Origin of the sequence: Rhodopirellula sp. P2, from assembly GCF_028768465.1 — a bacterium.
Taxonomy (GTDB): Bacteria; Planctomycetota; Planctomycetia; order Pirellulales; family Pirellulaceae; genus Rhodopirellula.
The window spans coordinates 4,766,819-4,791,347 of sequence record NZ_CP118225.1; the positions used below are offsets into that span (position 1 = coordinate 4,766,819).

The 24,529-nt window shown below is 56.5% G+C and carries 17 protein-coding genes; 9 read left to right on the forward strand and 8 right to left on the reverse strand.

Features of this window, described 5'->3' with window-relative positions:
* Positions 1-42: 42 nt before the first annotated feature.
* Complete coding sequence (locus PSR62_RS16895) at positions 43-1,041, forward strand: DUF4886 domain-containing protein (protein WP_274404181.1); 999 nt, start codon at positions 43-45, stop codon at positions 1,039-1,041.
* 168 nt (positions 1,042-1,209) lie between these two features.
* On the opposite strand, the gene PSR62_RS16900 is transcribed toward PSR62_RS16895, so the two are convergent.
* On the reverse strand, positions 1,210-2,562 hold the full coding sequence (locus PSR62_RS16900; protein WP_274404182.1) for an integron integrase: 1,353 nt from the start codon (positions 2,560-2,562) through the stop codon (positions 1,210-1,212).
* A 1,123-nt stretch (positions 2,563-3,685) separates the two neighbouring features.
* On the opposite strand from PSR62_RS16900, the gene PSR62_RS16905 reads away from it, so the two are divergent.
* Together PSR62_RS16905 and PSR62_RS16910 are read left to right on the forward strand one after the other, a co-directional pair.
* Complete coding sequence (locus tag PSR62_RS16905) at positions 3,686-4,120, forward strand: TIGR03067 domain-containing protein (RefSeq protein WP_274404183.1); 435 nt, start codon at positions 3,686-3,688, stop codon at positions 4,118-4,120.
* A 449-nt stretch (positions 4,121-4,569) separates the two neighbouring features.
* Complete coding sequence (locus tag PSR62_RS16910; protein WP_274404184.1) at positions 4,570-5,259, forward strand: HEAT repeat domain-containing protein; 690 nt, start codon at positions 4,570-4,572, stop codon at positions 5,257-5,259.
* Positions 5,260-6,248: 989 nt separating this feature from the next.
* Here PSR62_RS16910 and PSR62_RS16915 read toward each other — a convergent pair.
* The gene (locus PSR62_RS16915; RefSeq protein ID WP_274403807.1) at positions 6,249-7,397 is read right to left on the reverse strand and encodes an IS91 family transposase; all 1,149 of its coding nucleotides are present in this window, start codon (positions 7,395-7,397) and stop codon (positions 6,249-6,251) included.
* Between the two features lie 14 nt (positions 7,398-7,411).
* Positions 7,412-8,452, reverse strand: coding sequence for a tyrosine-type recombinase/integrase (locus PSR62_RS16920; RefSeq protein WP_338020203.1), 1,041 nt, complete (start codon positions 8,450-8,452; stop codon positions 7,412-7,414).
* A 40-nt stretch (positions 8,453-8,492) separates the two neighbouring features.
* Between PSR62_RS16920 and PSR62_RS16925 the strand changes: the two genes are divergently transcribed.
* From PSR62_RS16925 to PSR62_RS25795, 5 genes are all read left to right on the forward strand, one after another.
* A complete protein-coding gene (locus PSR62_RS16925) occupies positions 8,493-9,239 on the forward strand; it encodes a hypothetical protein (RefSeq protein WP_274404186.1) in 747 nt (248 codons plus the stop codon).
* 415 nt (positions 9,240-9,654) lie between these two features.
* Positions 9,655-10,578 carry a tyrosine-type recombinase/integrase gene (locus PSR62_RS16930; RefSeq protein WP_274404187.1) on the forward strand — a complete coding sequence of 308 codons (924 nt, stop codon included), beginning with the start codon at positions 9,655-9,657 and terminating at the stop codon, positions 10,576-10,578.
* Complete coding sequence (locus PSR62_RS16935) at positions 10,497-12,005, forward strand: IS91 family transposase (protein WP_274404188.1); 1,509 nt, start codon at positions 10,497-10,499, stop codon at positions 12,003-12,005. The genes PSR62_RS16930 and PSR62_RS16935 overlap by 82 nt, the downstream gene beginning before the upstream one ends.
* Before the next feature lie 184 nt (positions 12,006-12,189).
* Positions 12,190-12,450, forward strand: coding sequence for a DUF4160 domain-containing protein (locus PSR62_RS16940; RefSeq protein ID WP_274404189.1), 261 nt, complete (start codon positions 12,190-12,192; stop codon positions 12,448-12,450).
* A 5-nt stretch (positions 12,451-12,455) separates the two neighbouring features.
* Entirely contained in the window at positions 12,456-12,710 is a 255-nt protein-coding gene (locus tag PSR62_RS25795; protein WP_443217286.1) for a DUF2442 domain-containing protein, read from the forward strand.
* A 451-nt stretch (positions 12,711-13,161) separates the two neighbouring features.
* Here PSR62_RS25795 and PSR62_RS16945 read toward each other — a convergent pair whose 3' ends face one another.
* The 5 genes from PSR62_RS16945 to PSR62_RS16965 form a co-directional block, all read right to left on the reverse strand.
* Positions 13,162-16,479: a DUF6797 domain-containing protein gene (locus PSR62_RS16945; protein WP_274404190.1), complete on the reverse strand. Its 3,318-nt coding sequence runs from the start codon at positions 16,477-16,479 to the stop codon at positions 13,162-13,164.
* Between the two features lie 600 nt (positions 16,480-17,079).
* Entirely contained in the window at positions 17,080-17,907 is an 828-nt protein-coding gene (locus PSR62_RS16950; RefSeq protein ID WP_274404191.1) for a TlpA family protein disulfide reductase, read from the reverse strand.
* 56 nt (positions 17,908-17,963) lie between these two features.
* On the reverse strand, positions 17,964-20,456 hold the full coding sequence (hrpB, locus tag PSR62_RS16955) for an ATP-dependent helicase HrpB (protein WP_274404192.1): 2,493 nt from the start codon (positions 20,454-20,456) through the stop codon (positions 17,964-17,966).
* Positions 20,453-21,802, reverse strand: a complete 1,350-nt coding sequence (locus PSR62_RS16960) for a glucuronyl esterase domain-containing protein (protein ID WP_274404193.1) — start codon at positions 21,800-21,802, stop codon at positions 20,453-20,455. The genes hrpB and PSR62_RS16960 overlap by 4 nt, the downstream gene beginning before the upstream one ends.
* Before the next feature lie 79 nt (positions 21,803-21,881).
* Positions 21,882-22,547: a family 16 glycoside hydrolase gene (locus PSR62_RS16965; RefSeq protein WP_338020213.1), complete on the reverse strand. Its 666-nt coding sequence runs from the start codon at positions 22,545-22,547 to the stop codon at positions 21,882-21,884.
* Between the two features lie 482 nt (positions 22,548-23,029).
* On the opposite strand from PSR62_RS16965, the gene PSR62_RS16970 reads away from it, so the two are divergent.
* On the forward strand, positions 23,030-24,451 hold the full coding sequence (locus tag PSR62_RS16970) for a sulfatase family protein (RefSeq protein ID WP_443217439.1): 1,422 nt from the start codon (positions 23,030-23,032) through the stop codon (positions 24,449-24,451).
* The last annotated feature ends 78 nt before the right edge of the window (positions 24,452-24,529 follow it).

A 24,529-nucleotide genomic window follows, 5' to 3' on the forward strand; every position in this document is an offset into this window, starting at 1 on the left:
CCTTCCCCTCTCTCCCACCGTCTCCCGAGGAATGACCCCACCATGTTCCGATCGTTTTTCTTCGTCTGCACTTTCACGTTGATTTCGTTGAACGCGGGGCCGTCTTCCTTTGCTGACTCACCCGAGCAGCAATCAACAGATGAGCAAACGCACGTTCGCATTCTGACGATCGGCAACAGCTTCACTCACAACGCGACTCGGTACTTGGATGATCTCGTTGAAGCCGCCGGTCACAAACTGACGCACAAGATGCTTTCCATCGGTGGTTCACCACTGGAACTGCACGCCAAGAAGGCGTTGGCGTTGGAAGCCGACCCCGCTAGCGAACTTGCCAAGTACAAGAATGGTGACACCCTCCAAGAAACATTGAAAAGCGAACCATGGGACTTCGTCACGATTCAACAAGTCAGCTTCAGAAGCCATGACGTGACCACCTACCGCCCCTACGCCCTGCAACTCGCGGAGATCATTCGTCGCGATGCACCACAAGCCGAGTTGCGACTGCATCAGACGTGGGCGTATCGAAGCGACGACCCACGATTCAGTCGCGCGAAACCGACGGTGGGTGAACCGGCGACCCAACAAGCCATGTACGAGGGGCTCCGCGACGCCTACCGAACGATCACAGCTGAACTGTCCGCCAATCGAATTCCCGTCGGTGACGCGTTTTGGATCGCCGACAACGATCGCCAGTTTGGCTACCAACCACCCAAAAACTTCGACGCCCAGTCACTCGAGTACCCAAGTCTTCCGGAACAAACTCACTCCTTGCATGTGGGGTACAGCTGGAGCAAATCGGACGACAAACCCAAACTAAAAATGGACGGTCACCACGCCAACCTCGCCGGCGAGTACCTCGGTGCGTGCGTGTGGTTCGAATGCCTGTACGGCGAAAGCCCGATCGGCAACGCCTTCGTGCCCGCCAAACTTGACACCCAGTACGCTGTCCACTTGCAAACGATCGCCCATCAAGCGGCCCAGCAAGGCGGCGATGTCGTTTTGGGTCCTGTCACATCACTGAGCGCCGCCGGAAAGGATTGAAAGCGTCCCCGGCAAGATTTCCGCGGCAGAACGTCCAACCAAAGAACAAATTCACCCTCCTGGCAGGAGGGTCGAGCGAAGCGAGGGGAGGTCGAACGCCAACACCCCGCAACCAACTGAGCCCCTCAGCCCCCCCGTGTCTCCACCCACCGTAGCCGACTGAGGCCCTCAGTCGGCCCGAGCGCAACCCACCGCCGCCTCCTCGTCCTGCATCAACCGATCCAACGGACTGACCACCTTCGCCTCATGTGGATTTCGCACGTGCGTGTAAATCTCCGTCGTCTTCACATCGCTGTGTCCCAGCAACTGCTGAATCTGGCGAATGTCCGTCCCCTGCCACAACAGATGCGTCGCAAAACAATGGCGAAACGTGTGGCTCGTCACATGCTTCAAAATCCCCGCCTGCTCCACCGCGCGTCGCAAGTGAGTTGGGAAGGTGCTCGCGTGCAAGTGATGACGGTGGATGCGGCCGGTTCTCGGATCCCGTGACAATCGGTGCGACGCAAACAGATACTGCCACTTCAGTTCACGATGCGCCGACGGATACTTCCGGTCCAACGCATACGGCAGATACACCGAGGCCGTGCCGTTGGCCAAATCATGTTCGTGCAGAGCCTCGCGAGTCTTAACAAAACGCCGCAGCGGTTCAATCAAATCATCTGGCATCGGAACCAATCGGCTCTTGTTGCCCTTGGACTGACGAATCTCGATTTGCTTGTTCGCGAAATCAATGTCCTTGACCCGCAACCGATGCGCCTCACTGATCCTCATCCCGCATCCATACAGCAACTTCGCGATCACCAGATACACGCCCTCGAGTCCCTCAAACACTTGGCCGACCTCACCAGGTGACATCACCGTGGGGGCCATCGAATCCTTGTTCGCACGGATCGCTTCGATCTTCCCCATCTCACGCTTCAGCACCAATTCGAAAAACTTCAGCAAAGAATGAAACGCTTGGTTCTGAGTCGACGGAGAAACGTTGCCATCGACCGCCAAATCCGTCAGGTGAGCCTCCACGTCAGAAGCGTGAATCCGGTCGAAATCCGCCAAACAATTCAGCCCACGATCCGCCATGAATGCTTTCAGCTTCCTCACGTAGCTGCGTTCGGTCGCGATCGCCAAACCAGCTCGACGCATCGATCGACGGAACTCCTGAATCGCATCCATCTCATTGGGATTGATCTTGCCGACCACATCGTCAATCGAATCCAACCCGCCTGTTCTCGCTTGCTCGATCAGGATGATCTCGCCCATCTTTTTCTTCAGCGGCAACAGGTCGTTCACCTCTCGACGCTGGATCGTCTCACGGTACTGAATCAAGCCTTCGATGATCTTCATCCGCTTCCAAGCCGGCACCTCCGCATCGCGACGTGACCGCAAGAACGCAATCACATCATCGGACGAAAACTTCCAATCCGGTTCCGTCTTCCGCCCGTGAAATTGGCAAAGCTTTTGGAACCATATCTTCGCCCAACGCTGCTTCTGTTCGGCACTCGCCGGTTTCGAAAACGTTCCCATCACAACTCAACTCCCGCACCTGAACCGTGTCAATGCAATTCGTGTCATCCAACCTGCCACCTCAGCAAGTCGCTCACCTCGTCGTTCTGCAACCCAAGTGGCTGTTAGCCTGAGAACCCTCCCTCCCAACCCGCCGCGTAAGCGACGCGTGAACAACAAGTCACGATGTTAGCGGTGTGGCGCAAGCCGCCCGGTGAGAAACCGGAGGGCTCGCGTCCTTCCGCTATGCAGGTACGCAGGTGTCATCGGGTATGTGAGCCGTTTGGGCGTTAGCCCCGGTTGGACGTGGAAGCAACCACGCTTGCCAAGACATTTCAAATGCCGAAAGACTCCTGCCGACCTGTTTAGCGGTGTGGCGCAAGCCGCCCGGTGAGAAACCGGAGGGCTCGCGTCCTTCCGCTAAGCAGGTACGCAGGTGTCATCGGGTATGTGAGCCGTTGGCGTTAGCCACGGTTTTCACACGCAACCGGGGCGAACGCCCAAACGGCTCACATGGTTGTGCCCGATCATTCCAGCCGACCTGCTACGTCACTTGTTGTTCTCGTGGTTCGAAGCAAGGCCTCCCAGCATCTCCTCCTCCTGCCGATCAAAAATGAGATTCTTCCAAAACGCTCCAAACGCAACCAGAGACACCGCCTCCACATCAGCCACCAAAACTGTCTCGCGTGCGTGAACAAGCTAGGCGGGAAACTCGCGGAAACCACCGCTCAAAGCGTGCGTTTTTGTTCACCGGGTGCCAAAAAGCTTGCAAGCCGGGTGCGGATCCCCAACAATATGACGGGAATTCCACTGGACACTTTCGCGAGCATCAAAGGATGTAGCCCTTGGACTCGCGTTCGCCGTCATCTTGTCAGTTGAGATCAATGAGAGGGCGCAACGTCTTGGAAGCGTCTCGGTGAGAACAAGTCACCCACGTGGACGAAGTCCGCGCCAACTGATGAGAACAAGTGCTCGGAAGGCGACTTATTCCCACCGGCAAACAGTGTAGAATAAACCTCACCACTTATTCCCACCTGTCCAACAGGTGATAAACAAGTTCTGCCAATCGGAGGCAAAGGTAAACCAAGTGTCGCCAAATTCAATCATCGTCCTTCTACTTTCATTGCTATCCACTGGATCATTTGTGTGTGCACAAGATACCCAATCTCACATAGAGGCCCTTGAAGGGTCGTGGGCGGTGGTTGGCATTACAGCCAACGGAGAGTTGGTACCGCGAGAAGAGCTAATCGGCTTCAAATTCCGCTTTAGCAAAAAGGAACTCGTGTGGCTTTCCCCGGACGGAGAGAAAGTGGACGAATTCACGATCAAACTTGATACTTCACAGAAGCCGTTAGCCATCGAAATGGTGGAAACCCGAGAAGAAGATGGGGAAAAGTATGAGAAGACGACGTTGGCTATCATTGATTTGAAGCATGATAAGCTTCGAATCTGCATGCCCCCGCGCGGTGAAGCGAAAAGGCCGAAGTCGTTTGAATCAAAGAATGGTTCGTTCCTCAGTCTGATCGTATTGGAACGCATTAAGTCAAGTACTTCGGATACTGGCAGAACCAAGCCGTGAACCGGAGCGGCGAAGTCAGGCGGACTTGAAATGGACAATCTTTCGTCGCCGCCCGGTTACGGCGGACGTTATTCGATTGACTCATGCTCGTATCGGCGTACGAATCACTGCGACATGTGGGGCTCGATCCAATGCTCGTTCAGCATTCGATTCAGGTCGCGAGCAGCGTAGATTCCGTGCTCGCTTGCCGGTTCGAATTGTGCCCCAGGTTGCGGCTCGATCATCCGCGCAACTTGCCGCGCCAACGTCGCAAACCTGATACGATGAATTCCGAACCACGCAATTGTTTCGACGTCTTCCAGGATCGTGGTGCGCTCGCTCCTGCACCGGTCACGCGTGAACGAATAACCATTGCGTGCACACTGAGCGGTGGTGGAGACCAACCTCACTTTCCAATCACACTGACCGCCACCGCCAGGTGACGCTCACCGTTCTGCCAACGAGAGTCTATGGTTGATCGCGGTCAACACGAACTGAATCAACTCACCAAGCGTTTGTTGCTTTCGCGCAATCGCCCGAAGCGTCAATGGCTGATCGAACGGCTCGGCCACATCTGGTCGCCGCCGCACATTCGTCATTGCTCATTCGTTGATCGACACCGACGGTTTCTCGTTCACGCGATTCCGACTGATGAGTCGATCTCTGCGGTTCAATCATTCATTGCTGATCCTCACGTCAATGTACGCATCGCGGTCGCGTTTGCGCTCGGTCAGCGAACGGTGCCAGATGAGATCGCTGTACGCCACCTAATGCAATTGATTTGCGACGATCATCCGCATGTCCGCTGCACCGCTGTTCGTAGACTCGTCTATTCACCTCGACCTAACCTCCTAAGCGCCACTGACATCGAACGTGGGCTCTCCTGTGATACATGGACCGTGCGATGGACGCTCGCGTCCGCGATACACTCAACCGATTTCGCCAATGTCGGATGGGAAACGCTTGTTGATTCAATTCCGAGGACGGCTGACTTTATGCTTTTTGAATGGCTTCAACACTGCATGCCGTATAAGGCTCGCTTACTTGATGATACGACGCTATTATCGAAAGTCGCGGAACGGGTGCGCGAGATCCCTGATGCGGACCCGTTTCGAGACCAAACCAAAGACATGGCCAATCGCTTGCTTGCACGCGTATAGAAGGCAGAACCATGCGGTGAACGGGAGCCGCCGATGATGCGGGTTTTGAATCATAGTTTTTTGGCGGCGGCCCCGTTACCGCTGCCGTTACCCGACTGAAGCTCGCATGGACTTAATGCTTCAACAACGCCTCGCCGAAATCCGATGGGGAGACTTTGATTCGGCGTGCGGCTTTGACTCCAACGAAATTCCCCGTTTGCTCGTTGCTCTCGAATCACCTGACACGACTACGGCAATCCAAGCCGCTAACCAGCTTTGGAACGTTGTTTCGCATCAAGCAAACGTTGGGCCAAATTCGGTTCCAACGCTCCCTTTCCTAATTGAACTCCTTTCGTCCGTTACGAATGAGATTCAAACTGAGATCTTCGATATCATCTACTGCTTTGCCTGCCACGCTCGGATGTGCGCGGATCGTATTGAATCGCTCTCGCTAACTGGATGGCATCGCGAACTGGCAACGCTGTTAGTTGCGAATCGTTCTACACTTGACGCATACAGAAAATCGGACGACCAAGACTTGGTAGACTGGGCGGAGGTGATTGGCGAAGAACTTGGCGTTGTTGCCAGCCGAATTGACAATCGCGGGTAACCAATAAGGATTTGACTTCGCGTGGATGCGGCGGTTGAGTCTCTTTCTCTTTCATGTTGCTTCGTTCGTCGCGGTTCAAAACGCGTCGCCTAGCCGAAGCTCAAGTCCTCTGTTCAAGATGCCCGGGGGTAAATGGCGAGGCGTTGATTGAGGATCTCTTGGGAATTGCTTCCCGGCTGCGTTCTCTAACGAAGAGGCAGGTTGGTTTTGAAGTAGGTGAATTGCTGATCGGCCGTTTGCTCTGTGCCTGTTCCGCTGGCGACGAGTTGGATGGAAGCGGATTGACGCTCATTGCCCGATTAATTTTGAGCTTGAGATTGCTGTCGCGACATACCTTCCTCCTTCGCCCTCCTGAAGACGTTCGAATTCGACCGGTCATTTCACTTCCCCGGTTCATGCGTTACCCACTGTCGTAGTAAGTCAGCCCATGCTCGGGACGGATGCCCTGCGACGACAACGATGTGTAGCTGACCTCAATCGCTCGCATGATCCCGCCGCACAGGCGACACTTCATCGGCACGGTCAGTGGTTCATCCTGTGGCGCGTAGCCGCTGCCCAGCCAGAACGTCCAGCCAAGCATCAGCCAGACCAACCACTTCACCTCCTCCACTTTCACCTTGCTGTTCCCGCTCATCCATCCGTAATGACGGATCTTCATGAAGTTCGTCGGCAACACGTGCTGCAAGAAGTTGCCCACGAAGTCTTCGCCGGCAACCTCTTTGCTCTGAACCACGTTTCTTTTGCGACGAATTTGGTACGTCACCGTTTCTGAGTTGACATCGATGATCCGGCTGTCGTTGATCGCGACTCGATGGATGTACGGTGCCAGGTACTTCAGCGTTGGAACGCCGTGCCCGACCGCCTGGATGTCGACGACGAAGTCTTTCGTCCAAGTCTCGCGATCGACTTGGTCATACAGCCCAGCGGCACGAAGCTCATCGGCCAGCTTCGCTTTGTAGACGCGGATCAGCGTGCCGTGATGGAACAAGAAGTTCTCCGGTGTGCTCTGCCATGATTCGGCATTGCCTTGCTCATCCAGTTTCACTCCGCCGCCAGGAACGACATAGTGAACGTGCGGATGATAGACCGCCGGGTCTCGCCCCCAAGTATGAAGCACGCCGAAGAACCCAAGCTGACATCCTTTCAGACTCTTGGTTGCCGCGCCCACATCGCGAATGCTCTGACTGCCGGCATCGAACAAGCATCGGTAGCCGTCACGTTGGTGAACGCGCAGCACCAAGCCGATCTCCCGGGGCACAGTGAAAGTGACCAAGAAGTGATGAACCGGCATCAGCTTGGCAGACTGCGTTTCAATCCAAGCCTGCGTCTTCTCGTGACCGCAGTTTGGACAGTGTCGATTGCCACACGAACGTCCGACCCAGTGATCGCTTCCGCAACCGCCGCACTGGTAGTGAACACCACCCAGTGCACCGGTGCGACAACGAGTGATCGCGCCAAGAACTTTGTCTTCGGCGATCGAGATCGAATCGGCGTGTTGCTGCAGGTATGCCGGTGCGAATTGGCGAAGAGCCTCCGCAACCGTGGGCATTTTCCAGAGCGGGTTTACTCGCCGCTGCCAGGCAGCCTACCGAACAGCCTTTCGATTTCTTGACGAGCGTTCGCCTCAGCGGTGTCAGTCAGATGCAGATAGACCAAGGTGGTCTGCAGCGACGAATGCCCCAAGTACTTTTGAATCACCTTCAGTCCCACGCCCGCTTCGAGCAAGTGCGTTGCATAGGAATGACGCAGCGTATGGATGCTGACCTTCTTGCCAAAGCGGAGGTTCTTTGTGATCTGCTTCATCGCTCCTTGAACGGCCGTTTCGCTCATCGGAGTCGTCGCTTGGCTGACGCCGTCTTTGGCAAGGCTGTGGTTTCGGCCATCTGCCGGAAACAGCAGGCGTGGGTGCCGGTGACTTGCCCAGTAGCTTCGCAGAAGTCGAACGGTCGTCGTCGGCAGCGGGACATACCGGTCCTTGGCTCCCTTGCCACGATGGACATGGACCCAGCCTCGCTGGGCGTCGATGTCACTGACCTGCAGATGCAGTGCTTCATTGAGCCGCAGTCCCAGCGAATAGACGGTCCAGAAATAGACGAACATTCGCCGCGTGGTCGCCGAGCCGATCAGTTCATGAACCTGCTCGATCGTCAGCACCTCCGGCAACGTGGTGATGTTCTGGAGCTTGAGCATCTTGATGATTTCCCAGTCACGCTTGCAGGTGTGCGTGAAGAAGAACTTGATGCCCGAGAATGCCACGCGGAGTGATCCATAAGCAAAGTTGCGATCGTTTTTCAGGTGCAAGAAGAACTGCCGCACATGCTGCTCGTTCACCTGGTCGGGACTGCAGCCGGCGAAATCAGAGAGCTGCCTGACCGCTCGGATGTAGCCATCGTGAGTTCGTTTGGCCTTGCCGGTCAGGTGCAAGTCTTCAGAGAGTCTCAGGCGAAGACTTTCAGGGAAGTGGGATCCAGGTACATCTTGCGAATCGTTTGAGCTAAACTTGGACATCTTGGTTTCCTTTTCAGGAGGAGTTGCTGAGCTGTTCCCAGCGAACAGCTCCTCCTGAAAGGATGCTTCCAATAATCCGTCACGCTTCCGTTCCACCACCAATACGAAACCGCCGCGATAGCGGCTTACTTGAACCATGCGATGCAACGGAGCCGGGCTTGCAAGGTTTCACGAATGGAAAACCAAACGTCCCGGCCCGCTGATCGCAAACGTTCTGGAAACCGAAACGCATCTTCGATTATTCTCGCTGTTACCGCGCATGGACACTCAGATGTACTTCAATCCCTCCCGACCGTTCTTAACGATAGCGCCGCTTATTTGCCTAGCTGTAGGACAGCTGCACGCGGGCGATTATCACGCTAGTGGATTCTCCAAGGGACCGCATATCGACAGTGGATCCTTTGGTGGTGACTTTGACTTCTCTGTTAAGGCGCAACCCACATCAAAGACTGAACGGCGATTTCTCTCGCTATTAATCTCAACTCCCGATCGTAACCAACCAACCCTCGCGTTCAGCATTGTGCTCGCTGACGCCAAGGCCAAGGCTGAAGTGACGGATGTCTACTACAGCAAAACGCACGGAGTCGCCGCCTGGACATTTCGAGTCACGATAGACGGGCACCCTACGACCCTCATCTACCAAGTCAAAGACAACGGAGACGGAAAATTCACCGATGTACTTGCGATTGCCAACCGCGCGATCAATCTAGATGAGGGACGGTTGATTGTGATCGGAACACTCGATGACGATGGTGGCCTCGACCGAGTCTCGCAAACAGGGTGTCGGGATGGCCTGAAGTTCATAGTGAAAATGAAACAACGCTTCCGTCGGGATCTTAACGCATTCAATGCGAATATGGAGGACTGGGAGCCAGAACCATGAAATGCACGGGAGAACGGGTGGTCCGTTCTCTCGTCTGCTTGCAGGTCTTTCGCCCGTTCCCCGTGATTTCTACCGTTGAACTTAATCGAGTCGTCCGGCGGCATGCTCTCTCCAGTGCACGGGTTGGCAAGCTCTTTCGGTGGGTGGCCGCTTCCTTGCGGGGGTGATGGTTGGCATCCCTGCCAACCATGCATGTTCCATCAGCTTCGCTGACTCGAACTCTGCGGCGGGAACGTGATGGATGACGGCAGTGGCGGTCTTGAAATAGCACGCTCATGGGAAAGAGCGTCTTCGCCAAGGTTTGATTAAAACGGTTGTAGGACTTGCGCTTTTGGATTTCGCAAGCACTGTGGAATGCTTCCGCACACCGAACCCTCGGAGTGCGATGCTTCCATCCTGCTTTGAGACAAGTGCAATGGCTCCCTCCGAAGAACATTCTTGCAAGCTGACTCGCCGAATGGCTGAGGACATGCTCATCCGAAACATGGCCCCCGCAACCATCAAGGCTTACACCTATCACGCCAGAAGGTTTGCCGGGTTCATCGGTAAACCGCTCGGCGAAGCAACCGTCGAAGACGTTAGAACCTTCCAGCTTTACCTGATCCAAGAGAAGAAGGTCGCCTATAGCTCATTCAACCAAGCGGTTTGCGCGCTACGGTTTCTGTACACGCACACCATCCGGGTCCCTTGGCCCGTCACGATGGTTCCTTTCGGGAAACGGCCCAAGACCTTGCCGATCGTGCTCAGTCGCCACGAAATCGACAAGCTGCTTCAATGCACCGCCAACCTGAAACACCGAACCTTTCTGATGACGCTGTACTCGGCGGGGCTCCGGTTCTCCGAAGCGGCCCACTTGAGGATCGCCGACATCGACTCGGATCGGATGATGATTCACGTCCGACACGCCAAGGGAGCCAAGGATCGACTGGTGCCGCTCTCGCCAAGGCTCTTGACCGAGTTGAGGGTTTACTGGAAGAAGTACAGGCCGACCGACTTGCTGTTCCCCGGCAACTCAGCGACCAAGACCTACGCCGACACGTCGATTCAAAAAGCGATGAAGCGGTCTGCCGAGAAAGCGGGAATCAAGAAACGAGTGTATCCGCATGTGCTCAGGCACTCTTACGCGACCGGACTGCTCGAAGCGGGCGTGGACTTGCTGACGATCAGCAAGTTACTCGGGCACGCGAGTTTCGTCACCACGATGATCTATCTGCACTGCCGGCGGGAGCACCTTTCCAGCGTCCCCAGTCCACTGGATTGGTTACCGGTGAAGCAACTGCCGACGTATCAGCCGCCCCAAGAGAACAGCGGGATCTCGGAGCCCAACAGCCCAAGCTAAGCCTCACCGATATCCTGCGGCTGGGTGCCACCGGCGCGGTCAACGATTCGACGTGCCCTCAAGTCCAAAGCGTGTTGGCGAAGATCTCTTTGTGCCGCACGCACGTGATGGGAGGACGCAAGTTCCAGTGTCGCGATTGTGACGAGGTCACGTCGCTTTACAACTCTTGCGGCGACCGGCATTGCCCGACCTGTAGCGGTGGCAAGCGAGTGGACTTCAACGACAGAGCATCGAATCTGATCCTGCCGGGAGTGACTTACTATCAAGTGGTCTTCACCCTCCCGAGCGAGTTGTCTGAGTTGGCGTTGGCGAATCGAGAAGAGATGGCAGACCTGCTGGTTGGTTCGGCTTGGAAGAGTCTTTCAACACAGATCAAAGCGGAGCAAGACTACGATCCGGCGGCCATCTCGGTGCTGCATACCTGGAATCAAAAACTGGAAGCTCACTGGCACGTGCACTTGTTGGTTCCCGGCGAAGGGCCCCGTCTCAACCATAGTAAAGGGCTCAGTGGTGCAGGTTGGAAGCAAGCGACGGCGCCGCCGGATGCCAAGAACTCCGATGGCTTTCACTTGGTTCGTGCTGCCGCACTTCGCGAGACCTACAGAACCAGAGCGATCGCGAAACTTCGACGACTTCGCCGGGCAGGCAAGCTGAAGCTGGGCGGCAAGTTTGAACATCTCCAAGAAGACGAGCACTGGGATGCATTCATCGAGAAGCTGGAATCGAAAAACTGGGTGGCCTTCATCCAGCCGCCTCCGGCCGCCACGAGCAGTGCCACTCAAGTGGTCAACTACCTGACGCGTTACCTGACCGGCGGTCCGATCAGCGACCACCGAATCACTTCGGCCAATGGTAGGGAAGTGACGTTCCTGGCCCGAGAAGGAGTGAAAGCTGGCGGGGATCGCCGGCAAGTTCCGATCACCCTGAAGACGAGCGACTTCGTTCGTCGCTGGTGTCTTCACATCCAGCCGGACCAGTTGACCAAGACACGCTACTTCGGTGGCTGGTCCAACAACCGGCAAGCGACCTATTCGGCTCGATGCCAGGAGTTGCTCGAGTCACTTGGACGCGATGTGTCAACGGTCGACGAAGCGACGTGCGAAGAGGAGCATCCCGACTTGCTGTGCGAGCACTGCGGCAGTGACCGATTGGAGCTGGTCGCTCAGACGGCGAAGCCATCTTGGAAAGAACTGATGTGGCGAGAGAGCGACAGTTGCCCGTGGTGGTATGCCGACCTGCAACGCGAATCGCATCGGAAGTTCTGGGCGGAGTCCTATGGGGAGGGATTTTACGATTGGTACAGGGAAACTCAGGTAGAAAGTGCAAAGGGAATCTTGGCGGAACCAACTCGCCGGATTCAGCTACCGCTGCCAGGATTTTCGCCAGTTCGAGACCATCATGAGTCGTATCTGATAGACTCGTTCTAGCGACCGGGAGCCTCCCGATCGCTCGGTTGCCCGCTACCCAGTGCGGCGACAAAGTTCAACGCACGATCTATCCGCAAGACAGGCGACCAAGCTCTACCGCAACGTGGAGCTTTTTCAACGCCTGCCCAGCGGATAGATCGCAATTCGTTACCCGACTGAACTTCCTTCTGGACATCTCTGAGCGATGCCACGCATATCCGAATTCTACGGCATCGCCGTCTACATCTACTATCGGGACCACAATCCCCCGCATTTTCACGCAATCTATGGCGGATCGGAAGCGGTGATTGATATTCGCACTGGTGCTATACTGGAAGGAAAGCTTCCACGTCGCGCTGGTAAGCTCGTTGCCGAATGGTGCGAACTCCACCGCGACGAACTACTGGCTGACTGGGCACTCGCCGAATCTCAGCAGCCGCTGCTGCCCATCGAACCACTGGACTGATACCGATGATTCTCCATATTCTCGACGCTGAACTCGCAGGGCCGTTTTCCCTGCACTTGCGGTTCAGTGATGGTTGCTCGGCTACCGTTGACCTGCGGCCATTGTTGACTGGTCCCATATTCGAGCCTCTGCTAGATCCGAAAGTCTTCGCACAATTTACCGTTGATCCGATATGCAAGACTGTTTGTTGGCCGAACGGTGCGGACCTCGCGCCCGAAGCAATTCGTTCCATGGTTGCGACCGAACAAGAAATCGTGTGAATTCAAGCCCGAAACGCAATTTTTAGAGCACTGAAAAAACGAAAGGTTTTTCAGTGCCCCCTGGCGAAAGACCGACTGAGCCCGCCAAGCTGTTTGGAGCTTCAAATCCCAACAACTCAGACGGACTCAGTCAGCTATGGCCCATCTTACCTTTCATCAACGCGTTACCTAGTGAGACGCCACTCACGTCGGGCCTTGTTGAGCCGAACGATGGTGCTTGACCAGCTCCGCCGATCCGGTAGCGAGAATGCTACCGCAGTACTCCGGTGCAAAGAGATGGCTAAACTACCTCCGTCCCGTTTGTTCGATGCCGTCCCGTTTGTTCGATGCTGATCTTTCATCGCGACCAGCCGTCGGACAGCTATAACAAGTGGGTGCTCCAGCCGTCGAACTGAGTTGGTGCCATCGGCACGTGTCCCGTGTTCGGGACACTCAAAAGGCAAGTGTGTCATCACGAGTCGCTTGAGGGCACGACATGGATCGTCCAGTACACCTCTTCCTCAAATGAGTCGCCATCCTGGCCGCGAATCCTCAGTTGCAACTGCAATTGATCGACAGGCGCGAGCGTCGGCAGAAGCAATCGCAATCGCGACGAACCTGGTTCGTTAGGCACCGCGTCGACCTCCACCGATTCTGGCTCCAGAGTTTGGGTGCCAACCTTTGGGTTCTCTGATTCAGCGGTGCCGGGGATGTATTGATCCGATCCATACGCCTTGCTCCACAAGTAATCCCACTGGACGATCGAGACAGCGTTTTGATCGAGAACCGATTCTGGGTCGATCGCAAAGTTGAGGTCGAGTTCTAAACCGCCCTTCACGACGCGTGCATCGGTGATCATCTTTGGTGGCGTGCCGGTGTAGCGAAGTCGCTGCACCCCGCCATCCTCCAGCCCAAACCGACCACCACCGTTCCAACCCTGCAAACCGGTCGCATAGACCTGGCCGTCGTGTGGGTTGACGCGACCGCGCATGATCCCCGTCGAGAAGTCAAACGGCAACTTCACAATCGCGGCCTGCGAGGTTTCCCCGATGTCCTGAATCATCATCATCGACATCCAACCTTTGCCGAAACTGGTGTGAAGCAAATGGTTCGACAGCGGGCCAAAACGCTCATCGTCCACCCAAATCTCGCCTCCGGAGGAATTGTCAAACGCTTGCGGCATCCACACCAAAGGTTGTTCGAAGGTCTCCGGAGCGACCACCTTTTGGATGTCAATCTTGCCTCCATCCGGTGCCCATTTGTTCGGAATCGAATAGGTCGGTACCCAACCATGAAAGCTGCCTGGTTTGGCAATCGAGACTTTCGACGCGGGCGTCCACTGGCCTTGGTTGTCACTGACGGTGATTCGTCCGTCGGGCAAGGTTCCTAAACCATTGGGGGTTCGGAACCCGGTGCAAACCACTTCACGCTCCTTCCCATCTTTGGACACTCGCCAAACAGCACCGGGCAAAGCAAAGTCGGCGCCATGCCCGCTTTTGGCGTAGTAGAAGTTCCCCTCTGGATCCGTTTGCAGATCAAAGTTGAAGGCGTGAAAGTTGGTGGAGACATCCGAGTCGGCACTGAAACTCTGGTAGAAATCCGCTTCGCCGTTTTCATCTGAATCGTGCAGACGAACCAATCGATCTTTGCAGGTCACGAACACGTCGCCATCGACAACCTTCACACCAAACGGTTCGTAGAGACCGGCGGCGTAGCGTTTCCAATTCAGTTTTGTAAGCGTTTCATCGATACCTGAAACGATCCAAATGTCGCCACCGTGGGTCGCGATTGCCATCCGGCCATCGTCGTAGAAATCAAGAGCCGTGGTCCGGAACCAAGTGTTCCAAGGAGTCGAATCAGGTCGCGTGAGCGTATCGAGCGCGTATCCATCTTGTTCCAACCCCAACGTGCCGACCGTCGTGATTTCCCCCGGCCATCGCGGCGGTGCAGGTTCCGATGATGCCCGCTGAATCAGCGCCGACAAATCGGCAACAGGTTGTTCCCGCAATTTTTTGGACAACGTCTGAAACGCAAGGCGTTCGTGTTCCGCTTCTCCGACACCGACGATGACACGCATCTTTCTCGCCGACGAATCCGCCGGAATGGTCAACTGCAGACGTTGCTTGGATGCAAGTTCCCAGGACACATCCCGGTTCTGACCGGCAACAATCGCTGCCGTGAACGCTTCGTTGGTTGAGTCCGAACTCTGAAGCGAGGCCACTCCAGTCGCCTCGTCAACGTTCCATTGCGTCGCTTCGGCGGGCCCCGTTCCGACGGACAAGACAAGCGAATCTCCCGGACCAATCCATAGCTCATGAGAGAGCGTCCGCGAATCAATCGCCACCGCTCGTTCCAATACGTCTCGACCGTCAATCTGGTAGCTCAGCACCACCTCATCCCCGTGCAGATGGTACCCACGATAGTCCATCCAGTTGGGTGGCAACGGTCCGCGTGGCAAGCATCCTGCGCGCGAATAGTCGAGGTCCCCATCGTGTCCCCACTGCCATCCCGCGAGTCCAGCGACCGGCGTCCCCTCTGGATTCGCGGTTCCTTCTCCACGCGGACGTTGGTGTTGGGTTTCGCTGAGGTCCAAGAACCCGCCCGTCCAAACCTCCGCCAAATCCATGGCGTGCAGGTTGTAGGACACCGTCAGTTCTCCGAGCGGCAACGTCAGCACGCTCGGGAAGTCACGCCGAAGTTGGGAACCAAGAGCCACCCCAAAGTCTCGTTGCTGGATCTCGAATCGCTTGCCGTCTTCGGTGCCTTGGGGCAGCGTTTGCAGGTAAGCCTCGTTGATCGGTTCGTAACCTGGGTTGTGGTCCTTCATCAGCGTTTCGCGAATGTAGTGAACCACCTGATAACGTTGGTGTGGGGTCAGGTAGGTCATCGGTCCCATCAGCCCATTGCCCTTCGTCAAGGTCATGAACATCTTGTAGGGATCGGCACCAAACTTCAGCTCCTGCGAACGGAACGCGCGCGCGGTCGGCAACGCTGGTTGCTGGCCATCGGTTCCATGGCAATTGGCACAATCGCCTGCAAACAACTGACGCCCTTCGTCGATGTCTCGCGATCGCAACGAACGGAGAATGCCTGCGTGATCCAGGTTGACCGAGTCATCCTTGACAATCAACTGCTCTGGCGATGGCCGCAATATCTTTTCGACCACCTCGCCACCTCTCGCAACGTTCATCACGTACCGCAACAGATCCAAGAAATCACGCTGCGACTTGATCGACTTCATCAACCCCGCCGGCATCATGGATTGCTCGTCCTTCTTCATCACTTCGATCTCGTCGCGAGACAAAGTGAAATCCTTCTCGGGCGATTGTCCCAGTCGCATCGTGATCGCAGTGTCATCCTGCTTCACCAACATTCCTTTGAACACTTCCCCGTCAACGGTCAACACCGTGTACGTCTCGTATCCCTCGCGAATGTGCTTGGAAGGTCGCAGCAACGCATCCACGAGATGTTCAGCGGGCAGTTCTTGACCAAGTTGCGAAATGGGAGGTCCAAGCGGCGATGAATTGGTCCCATCGCCATGACAACTCACACAATTGGCTGCGGACTTGAAGTACACCAGAGCTCCGCGTTTCGCGTCACCGCGAAGACGCGCTTGCTGAGCCAAGTGGAACGGGTCAGCCTCTTGAAGCTGCTGCTCCAAAGGCACCGCCTGACGCAGCGTCGTCGTCGGTGGGGCGGCGACCGCAGTGACGCCAAACAAACAAAGCATGCAGCCAACGCGAGTGACGAAAGCAACACGTTGACGACCAATGACAACAGACAAATGCATGATTTGATTCAACGGTGAATTACGAACTCAACATGAGTGATGACCATTCCACCTGCTCAGAAAAGAATCCGCTGCAGGTCGAATCATCAGAAAGCAGGATAGTCGAAACGGGATTCCAGGACGGTTTGGAAACATCATCGAAGTCCCCTTCCGAATCTCTTTCGACTGTTCCGGCAGCGTGGGGAGGTCGTGCAGTTTTTTAGTCTTGTATTACCAGGCGTTTGTCATCACCCTCCCCGTGGGAGGGTCGAGCGAAGCGAGGGGAGCGGCTCAGCATTGGATCCAGCGCGCCACCCTCACCGGCCCGAAGCGGTCCGCCCCTCCCAAAGGGAGCGTGAAGGAAAACTGCACGCCCGCGCAGCGGGAGGGGTCGGAAAGCGAGCGTTCAGCGAGATTTCCGGGGGAGGACAATCCGCGCCGCTTTCCATGCTCGGCTCCCTCCCCCACGTACGCCTGAACGGCGTCGCTCGACCTCCCCCAAAACTTCGTTTCGGGAGAGGTTCTCAAAGGCTGAAACCCGCTAAAACGCGGCCTCGATGAACCGCACGACCTCTGGGATGGGAGAGAAGACAAATGACGAAGTTGCTTCCTGTCGGATCCTCAGTTCAGCAGCTTCTCAACCAGCGGCACAATGTCATCCGCATAGTTGAAGCCGGCAGTCTCGCCAACATCCGAAAACTGCTTGACCAACTTCCCCTCTGCATCGAACACCAACACAGCGGGAATCGAGCCGATGCCAATGGCCTCAAACACTTCGTCGCTCGGTGTTTGGACGATGAAATTATCGAATTCCGCGTCGACACTCGACAGAAACTCCGTGACCTTTGGCTCATAGGATTCTGGCGGCCGGCTCTTGCGTCCGTCGAAGTCCACATTGGCACCGATGGCAACCACCTTGTCGCCAAACCGTTTCTGCATGGCCACCAAGTTGGGAAACTCCTTCAGGCACGGCCCACAGGCCAAGGACCAAACATCCAACACGGTCACGGTGCCACTTTGGGTTGCCGTTGCGCGAACTTTGTCCCAAGCCGCGTATTCAATCGCGACCTTTTTCGCAGAAGCCACCAAGTTGGTGGAGGTGTCGCCGGTTGGCTCGCTGACGCTGGATGATTCGGCGGACGAACCGAGGTCCAAATCATCAGGCAAACTCATGCCACCTTCGCCAGGATTGTTTCGCTTGACGGGCGCTTCCGGCAAATCGCCGTCGGGCAACGCAAATCCACCTGGGGTCTTCAAGTTTGGTTGAGACGCTTCGCGGGGGGACGCTTCCTCCACCACTTCCACCTCCGTTGTTTCGGTTGAGACTTCCGGGGCCTCAGGCGTCGGCGACGAAGACGAACCACAACCACCCACCATCATCATGGCAGGCAACAAGGCATAGCGGATAGAACGCGAAAACGACAATCGATCCATCGTTGAACTCGGCATGGGGAAACGAACGAACAACCAACCACTACGGTAACAAAATGTCCAAACCTTGGCACTCAGCGACGCTTCATTCCGTTGAAACTCGCCGTTGCTGACAAGGGGTCCTCCGGCCAATCGTGCTTGGGGTAGCGACGCCGCAGCTCTTTTCGAATTTCGGCGTAAGTCGTGGCCCAAAAACTAGCTAGGTCGTTGGTGATCTGTTGCGGACGCCCGTTTGGCCCCAGCAAGTGCAACTGCAACGGCACGCGGCCACGCAAAATCCGCGGTGTCTCCGTCCACCCAAAACACAACTGAATTTTGACTTCGATCCACGGCGGCTTGCCTTCGACGTAGTGAACCGGGACCTTCCGTCCGCCCGGCAACTGGACTTCCTCCGGCGTTTCCGCTTGCACAATCTGCCAAGCCGGGTAGCCGATCTTCCCCAGGACGTGATCGGCCCAAGGAGCCGACTTCAGCTCTTTCAAACTCGAGCGACTCGCGCACAGTTCGCGGAGCAATTCCAATTGCAGCTCTTCGCTGACTTCCGGAACTTGCTCTTCAATTTCTGCGACCATCCCGATCCGGTGCAGCAACTTCTGAAACTTCTCGCCAGCGATGGGCAGCCGCGTTTTCACATTCTCAAACAGAATCGCCGCGGTTTCCTCATCACATGGAACCTTGGCAGGAGTCTCCCGCAGGACCAGGTCCCCGTACCGAACCTGCCAACGACACTGAACAGCCGATCGGCCTTCGTCCCATGCTTGAACCTCCCCTGTTTCCACTTGATCGGGATCCAACCAATCTTCTCGAATTGCCACGACTGCACGCACGCGAGATTCGGTGCCTCCCCCATCCACGTCGTAGCAAAGCACCAATTCCTCACTGGATATTTCGCCCAGCATTCGCTTCAGACCAACCACACCGCGACCACCCACCATCCTGCCACGATCGGGTGCATCTGAACGACGTAGAACGACACGATCGGGATACGCAGCCAACAATGCACATGCAACCGCAGTCTCACGATCACGTTCCAGCTCGTCAGCACGCTTTTCCGACGCTCCACTTGGCAAACTTTTCCGGATGGTCTCCGCAACTTGACGAATGGACTTGATCGCTGATGTCGGAACCGATCGCGGCACTCGATTGTTCTCAATCGCATCGACCTTTTCGGCCAGTGTCATGGCCGCGATGCCTTCCATCGGATCCCGCTCGCTCATCAGTGCGGCCAACACGGCCACGGAAGCCTTTGGCAACACGCCCACCGCCTCCGTTGCCATCCGCGCGATCCGTGGATGCAGCGGCAAACCCGCCATGACTTTCCCACGCGAGGTGATCCGTCCACCGCGTCCGATCGCGCCCAGCATCCGCAACAACGCTTGAGCGGATTCCACCGCGTGCTCCGGCGGCGGGGTCAGCCAGCGCATTGCAAACAAATCGGTTTCCCCATGGCTGGCCAACATCAACACCATGTCACTGAGGTCGGCCCGCAAGATCTCAGGCACGTCGTATTCGTTTCGTGAACGTTGGGCCGCTTGGCTCCACAACCGATAGGCATCCCCAGGAGCAGTCCGCCCGGCACGCCCCGAACGTTGGTCGGCGGACGCCAACGAAATCGAAGTCGTCTCCAGCCGAGTCAATCCGCGGCGAGAATCAAACCGGGGGACCTTTGCCAACCCTGAATCCACCACCGCCGTCACACCATCCACGGTCACGGACGTTTCCGCAATGTTGGTCGACAGCACGATCTTTCGAAACTTCGTGGGCCGGATCGCTTCGTCTTGTTGTTTGGGCGAAAGCGATCCGTGCAGCACGACCACCCGCGCATCACCCGCCAGGTTCGCTCGCTCCAATTCCGTCTGGACACGTCGAATCTCTCCCACCCCCGGCAAAAACACCAACACATGCCCGTCGCTGTTCTGAACCGCGTCGCGAATCGGCTCGACGATCCGTCGTTCAATTCGCTCCCCCGGTTGATCTTCGCCGTGATGAATCGCGACCGGAAAGGCACGCCCTTCGCAACGAAGCGAAATCGCGTTTTCAGAACGCTCTTGATTCAGATAGGCAACGATCGGTTCCGTTTCCATGGTCGCTGACATGACCACCAAACCCAGGTCATCTCGCAGCTCAGACCTCAACCGATGGGACATCGCGAGCGCCAGGTCCAATTCCAACGTCCGCTCGTGAAATTCATCCAGCACGACGCAGGCAACGTTTTCGAGCAGCGGGTCGGATTGCATCCGCCGCAAAAACATCCCCGTGGTCATGAACACGACTCGCGTCGCTGCTGATTCACGGCGGTCCAAGCGAACGTGATAACCAATCGTTTCCCCGACCGATTCACTTCGCGAGCGCGCAACCCAGTCCGCAACGGAACGGGCCGCCAAACGCCTGGGCTGGATCACCCAAATTTGACCGGCGATGCCGTTGTCTTCCAAGCTCTGCAGGACGGCGGGCGGAACCCCGGTCGTCTTGCCTGCCCCGGGTGGCGCCTTCAGCACCACCGCTTTGCCACCGGCGACCGCCAGTCGCAGCGGCGCAAGAACCTCTTCGATCGGAAGTCGTGTCATGGAGACTTGGAATGCAAAGCTCGATCCGCCAAATCCAAGTAGCACTTCCAATCGTAATCGGCCAAGTCATGCTTGCCCTCACGAAGGTGATACTGCATCGGGCCCGCGTTCAGGACCGCTTGCCCACTCAGCATCGACGCGTCCCGAACCACTTTCGCGTTCTCGGCGGACATCCCCAACAACTGGTACACCGGCGCGGCGGCCTGCCAAGCGAGAAATTCTCCTTTGGGATCTGCCCACTCGTCTTCCGTCGCACTGCCCACTGCGATTGCACGTGGTGCTGACAAGGCGATCAATTGATGTTGATCCACCGGCGATGCGGATTCGTTCTCGTTGTATTGAAGGTACGCGTCGCAGAACCAATGGGGAAAGGATGTGTTGATGCGTCCCACGGTTTCACCAATCGCTCGGCGAGAAAGCGCCGCTCCGCCGCAGCCCGAATCGTTGCTGATCACCATCGCGAAACGTGGGTCGGTCGCACCGGCCCACAACGACGTCTTCCCGAGTCGAGAATGCCCGAGCACTCCGACGCGAGCGGCGTCGACATTCAGTGTTTCGGTCTGCTCAATCGCATCCAAAACGCACGACAGCCCGTACGCCCAACCCGCGATGCTGCCGGGGCGATGCTCGGCAGGCAACGACTCAATGAACGCTGGCATCAATCCATGCACGCCATTTTTGAAACCGTCGTCGAAGTCGGGATCGATGTCACCGTAATAAACCGTGATCAGCGCATAACCTCGATCCGTGATTGTGCTCGATGGCCAACGACTCGAGGCCACGCCGCGTCCCTTTTCGGTCGGCTTGTTCCCATCCGTCGAACCATCGCGTCGATCGCGAACCCAACTGGTCGGAATGCGAAGCTTCGGATCGGCATCGACGGTGTGGTTGCCTTGAAAATTCAAACCCAAAATCGCGGGCACGGGAGTGGCTGACTGAGGCACATCGGCCAAGACCTGAACGACCAACGGTGCGATCTCGCTGGAGGCATCCAATGGCAGAATCGAAACATCCAATTCATGCCGCGTCACTCCAGGTCGAAAATCCTTGTCACTGCGAACCAGCTTCACTTGAATGCGGCGATGTTCGGGCATGATGCCAAACACGTGCTCTTCAAACAAACGCAACGTTTCAGCGCGTCGCTTCCCCCACTCCTCCGCCGTCGTCACGGAATCTCCGTTCTGAAACTTCAATGCCGGCGGCAACTCGTAGGATGGAATCTTGGACTCGTCGTAGTTCGCGACAAACTTCTTCGGGGGTTGAGCTTGTGAGTCACCGGTCGCAGTAAAAGTCATCAGGAACACCGTCCCCGTCAAAAACAAAACGCCATGAAATGGAGTGTGCATCGTCGCCTCGTCTGAAGTAAGTCATGTAAATGGTGCACGCTGCTTGTCAATCAAACAACGCCAGCGTTCCAGGGTGTGTTCAATCCAACGAATAGATCTGCAGGTCGTCCACCACCACGTTTCGTTTGATCGCCAATCGCAGCAAGCGTTTGGTAGGATGAGCGATGCCTTCTGATGTGAACGAAGCCACCTTTTCGCCGTCAATCGAAACCGTCATCGTGTCGCCCATGACCTCTGCGGCAACGTGATACCACTTGCCGGTTTCCAATGGATGGGGAACACGTTTGGTCTTCGTTTTCAGCTTGGCTTGCAGTTCGCTGGGCACCTTGCCTGCCCTCCGCATCTCTCTGGTCTTCAAGTCCATGGCCCCTGTTTTCAAGTCGGAGATCTCAACGGACTTGATCCCAACGGTCACGCGAAACAAGTGCCCCGCCCAGACCTCTTTGTACTGCAAATCAGCAAAGTTCAGCCCCAACGAATCCTTCTCATCCTCGAGCATGAACTTCATCTCGACTCGGCCATCGCGAAAATCCATCGGCTGAGTCACCGAGACCCCGTGGTCCGCCGTCTCGTGAATGAAGATGCGCATCGCACCATCCTTCAAATCCACTTGCTTGTGCCCGTTCGCTCGGGATTTGCTGTTTGTCTTCCAGCCGTTGCCGACTTCGTCAGTTTGTTCTTGTGACTCGTTGCGTTCAAAGCGATCTTCGAAAATCAGCTTGCCCGTCTTGGATTCGTCCGCCAGTGCCGGGGTACCGCTAACAACCACCGCCAAAGACGCCATGCAAAAACTGTGCACCGAAAATTCGCGGAAGCGACGGACGCAGCGACGCGAAAGCGATGGCGTCAAAAACGGGGACTGGAACATAAAACGCTCGATCAACGGGGGTGGGGATGGAGGTGGGCAGAGGCTTGGCACGCGATCGCGAGGGTGGTACCGGAAGCCGATCGCCATTTCAAACGCGTTCACCAAGCTGCATCGACGGAGTATAGCTGAGCGATTCGGCGTCTGTGCAATCCACCGCCATGGTTGCAAACCAGTTATCTTGGAAGGAAACGGTCTTCCCAAAGAGCATTCGCTTCCCAAAGAGAATTCGCTTTCCAATTCCAAAGACAATTCGCGGTCAGCCTCCCCACCCGAGTCACCCCCATTCCATGCAACGCATTCCCTCGATTCACTCCGTTTGCTTCACGCTCTTCGCCGTTTGCTTGCTCGGGCGTCCAGCCATGGCCGATGATCGCCCCAACATCGTCTGGATCATTCCCGATGACATGTCCGCGCATTTTTCCTGCTACGGGGAGACCGCCATCGAGACGCCCCACGTCGATGCCTTGGCCAAGGGCGGCGTGCAGTTCAACCAGGCGTACGTGACCGCGCCGGTTTGCTCCACCTGCCGTTCCGCGTTCATCACTGGAATGTATCAAACATCCATCGGTGCTCATCACCATCGCAGCGGTCGCGGAACCGAGAAGATCGAACTTCCCGACAACGTGACGATGGTGCCCAAGTTGTTTCAAGACGCGGGCTACCACACTTCAATCACCGGCTGGCCGCTCAACGGACGCTTCGGCAAAACGGACTACAACTTTGAGTGGGACGAATCCATCTACGACTCCGCGGACTGGACTGATCACCGACCTGAGCAACCGTTCTTCGCTCAAATCCAAACCCAAGGCGGCAAACTCCGTGGGAAAGACACGAAGGGCTGGAACAAAGTCGCCAACTCCGCACGCAAGCTGTTCGGTGAATCAACACCGCTGGATTCCGTGATCCTGCCGCCGTATTACCCCAACCATCCAGACATCGTGCGCGACTGGGCCGCTTACCTGGATTCGGTCCGCATGACCGATGCGATGGTCGGCGAAGTGGTCGCAAAGCTGGAAGAACAGGGCGTCCGCAAAAACACTCTGATCCTGTTCATGACCGACCATGGAATCAGCCACGGCCGGGGGAAACAGTTCCTGTACGACGAAGGCTTGCACGTGCCGTTGGTCCTCAACGGCCCCGGCATCGAGCCTGGCACCGTCCGAGACGACTTGGTCGAGCACATTGACATCGCGGCGTTGTCATTGGCCGCAGCGGGAATTGAAATCCCTGCGGCGATGCAAGCCCGCAACATTCTTGCCGACGACTACGAACCGAGAGACGCCGTTTTTGCGGCTCGCGATCGATGCGATGAAACGGTCGATCACATTCGGTCCGTTCGAACGGACCGCTTCAAGTACATCCGCAATTTCCTGCCCCACCGGCCCTATTTGCAACCGTGTGCGTACAAGGATGCCAAAGCAATTCTGATCGCACTGCGTGAGTGCCACGATGCCGGCACGTTGGATGAGAACCAGTCACTTCTCTTTCGAGACGTCCGGCCGGAAGAGGAGTTGTATGACTTGGAAAATGACCCGTATGAATTGCACAATTTGGCCAGTGATCCGGAACACCAATCCACGTTGGTTGCCTTGCGTGAAAAGCTGAATGACTGGATGGCGCAGACCAACGATCAGGGGCAAACGCCCGAGCCACCTGCCCAGTACGAAAGCGACATGAAGGTCTACCTGGACACCCTGCGCATCCGCTCGACACCCGAGCATCTAAAAACCGTGGAAGAAAACATCCAGTGGATGGAAACCATGGCTGCCGAGGGCAAGTGATCTCGCCGAGCAACATTGAATGGAAACCCGAAGCGTCAGCGAGGCACCGCACAGCATCCCGACGACGGCCCCATCCGG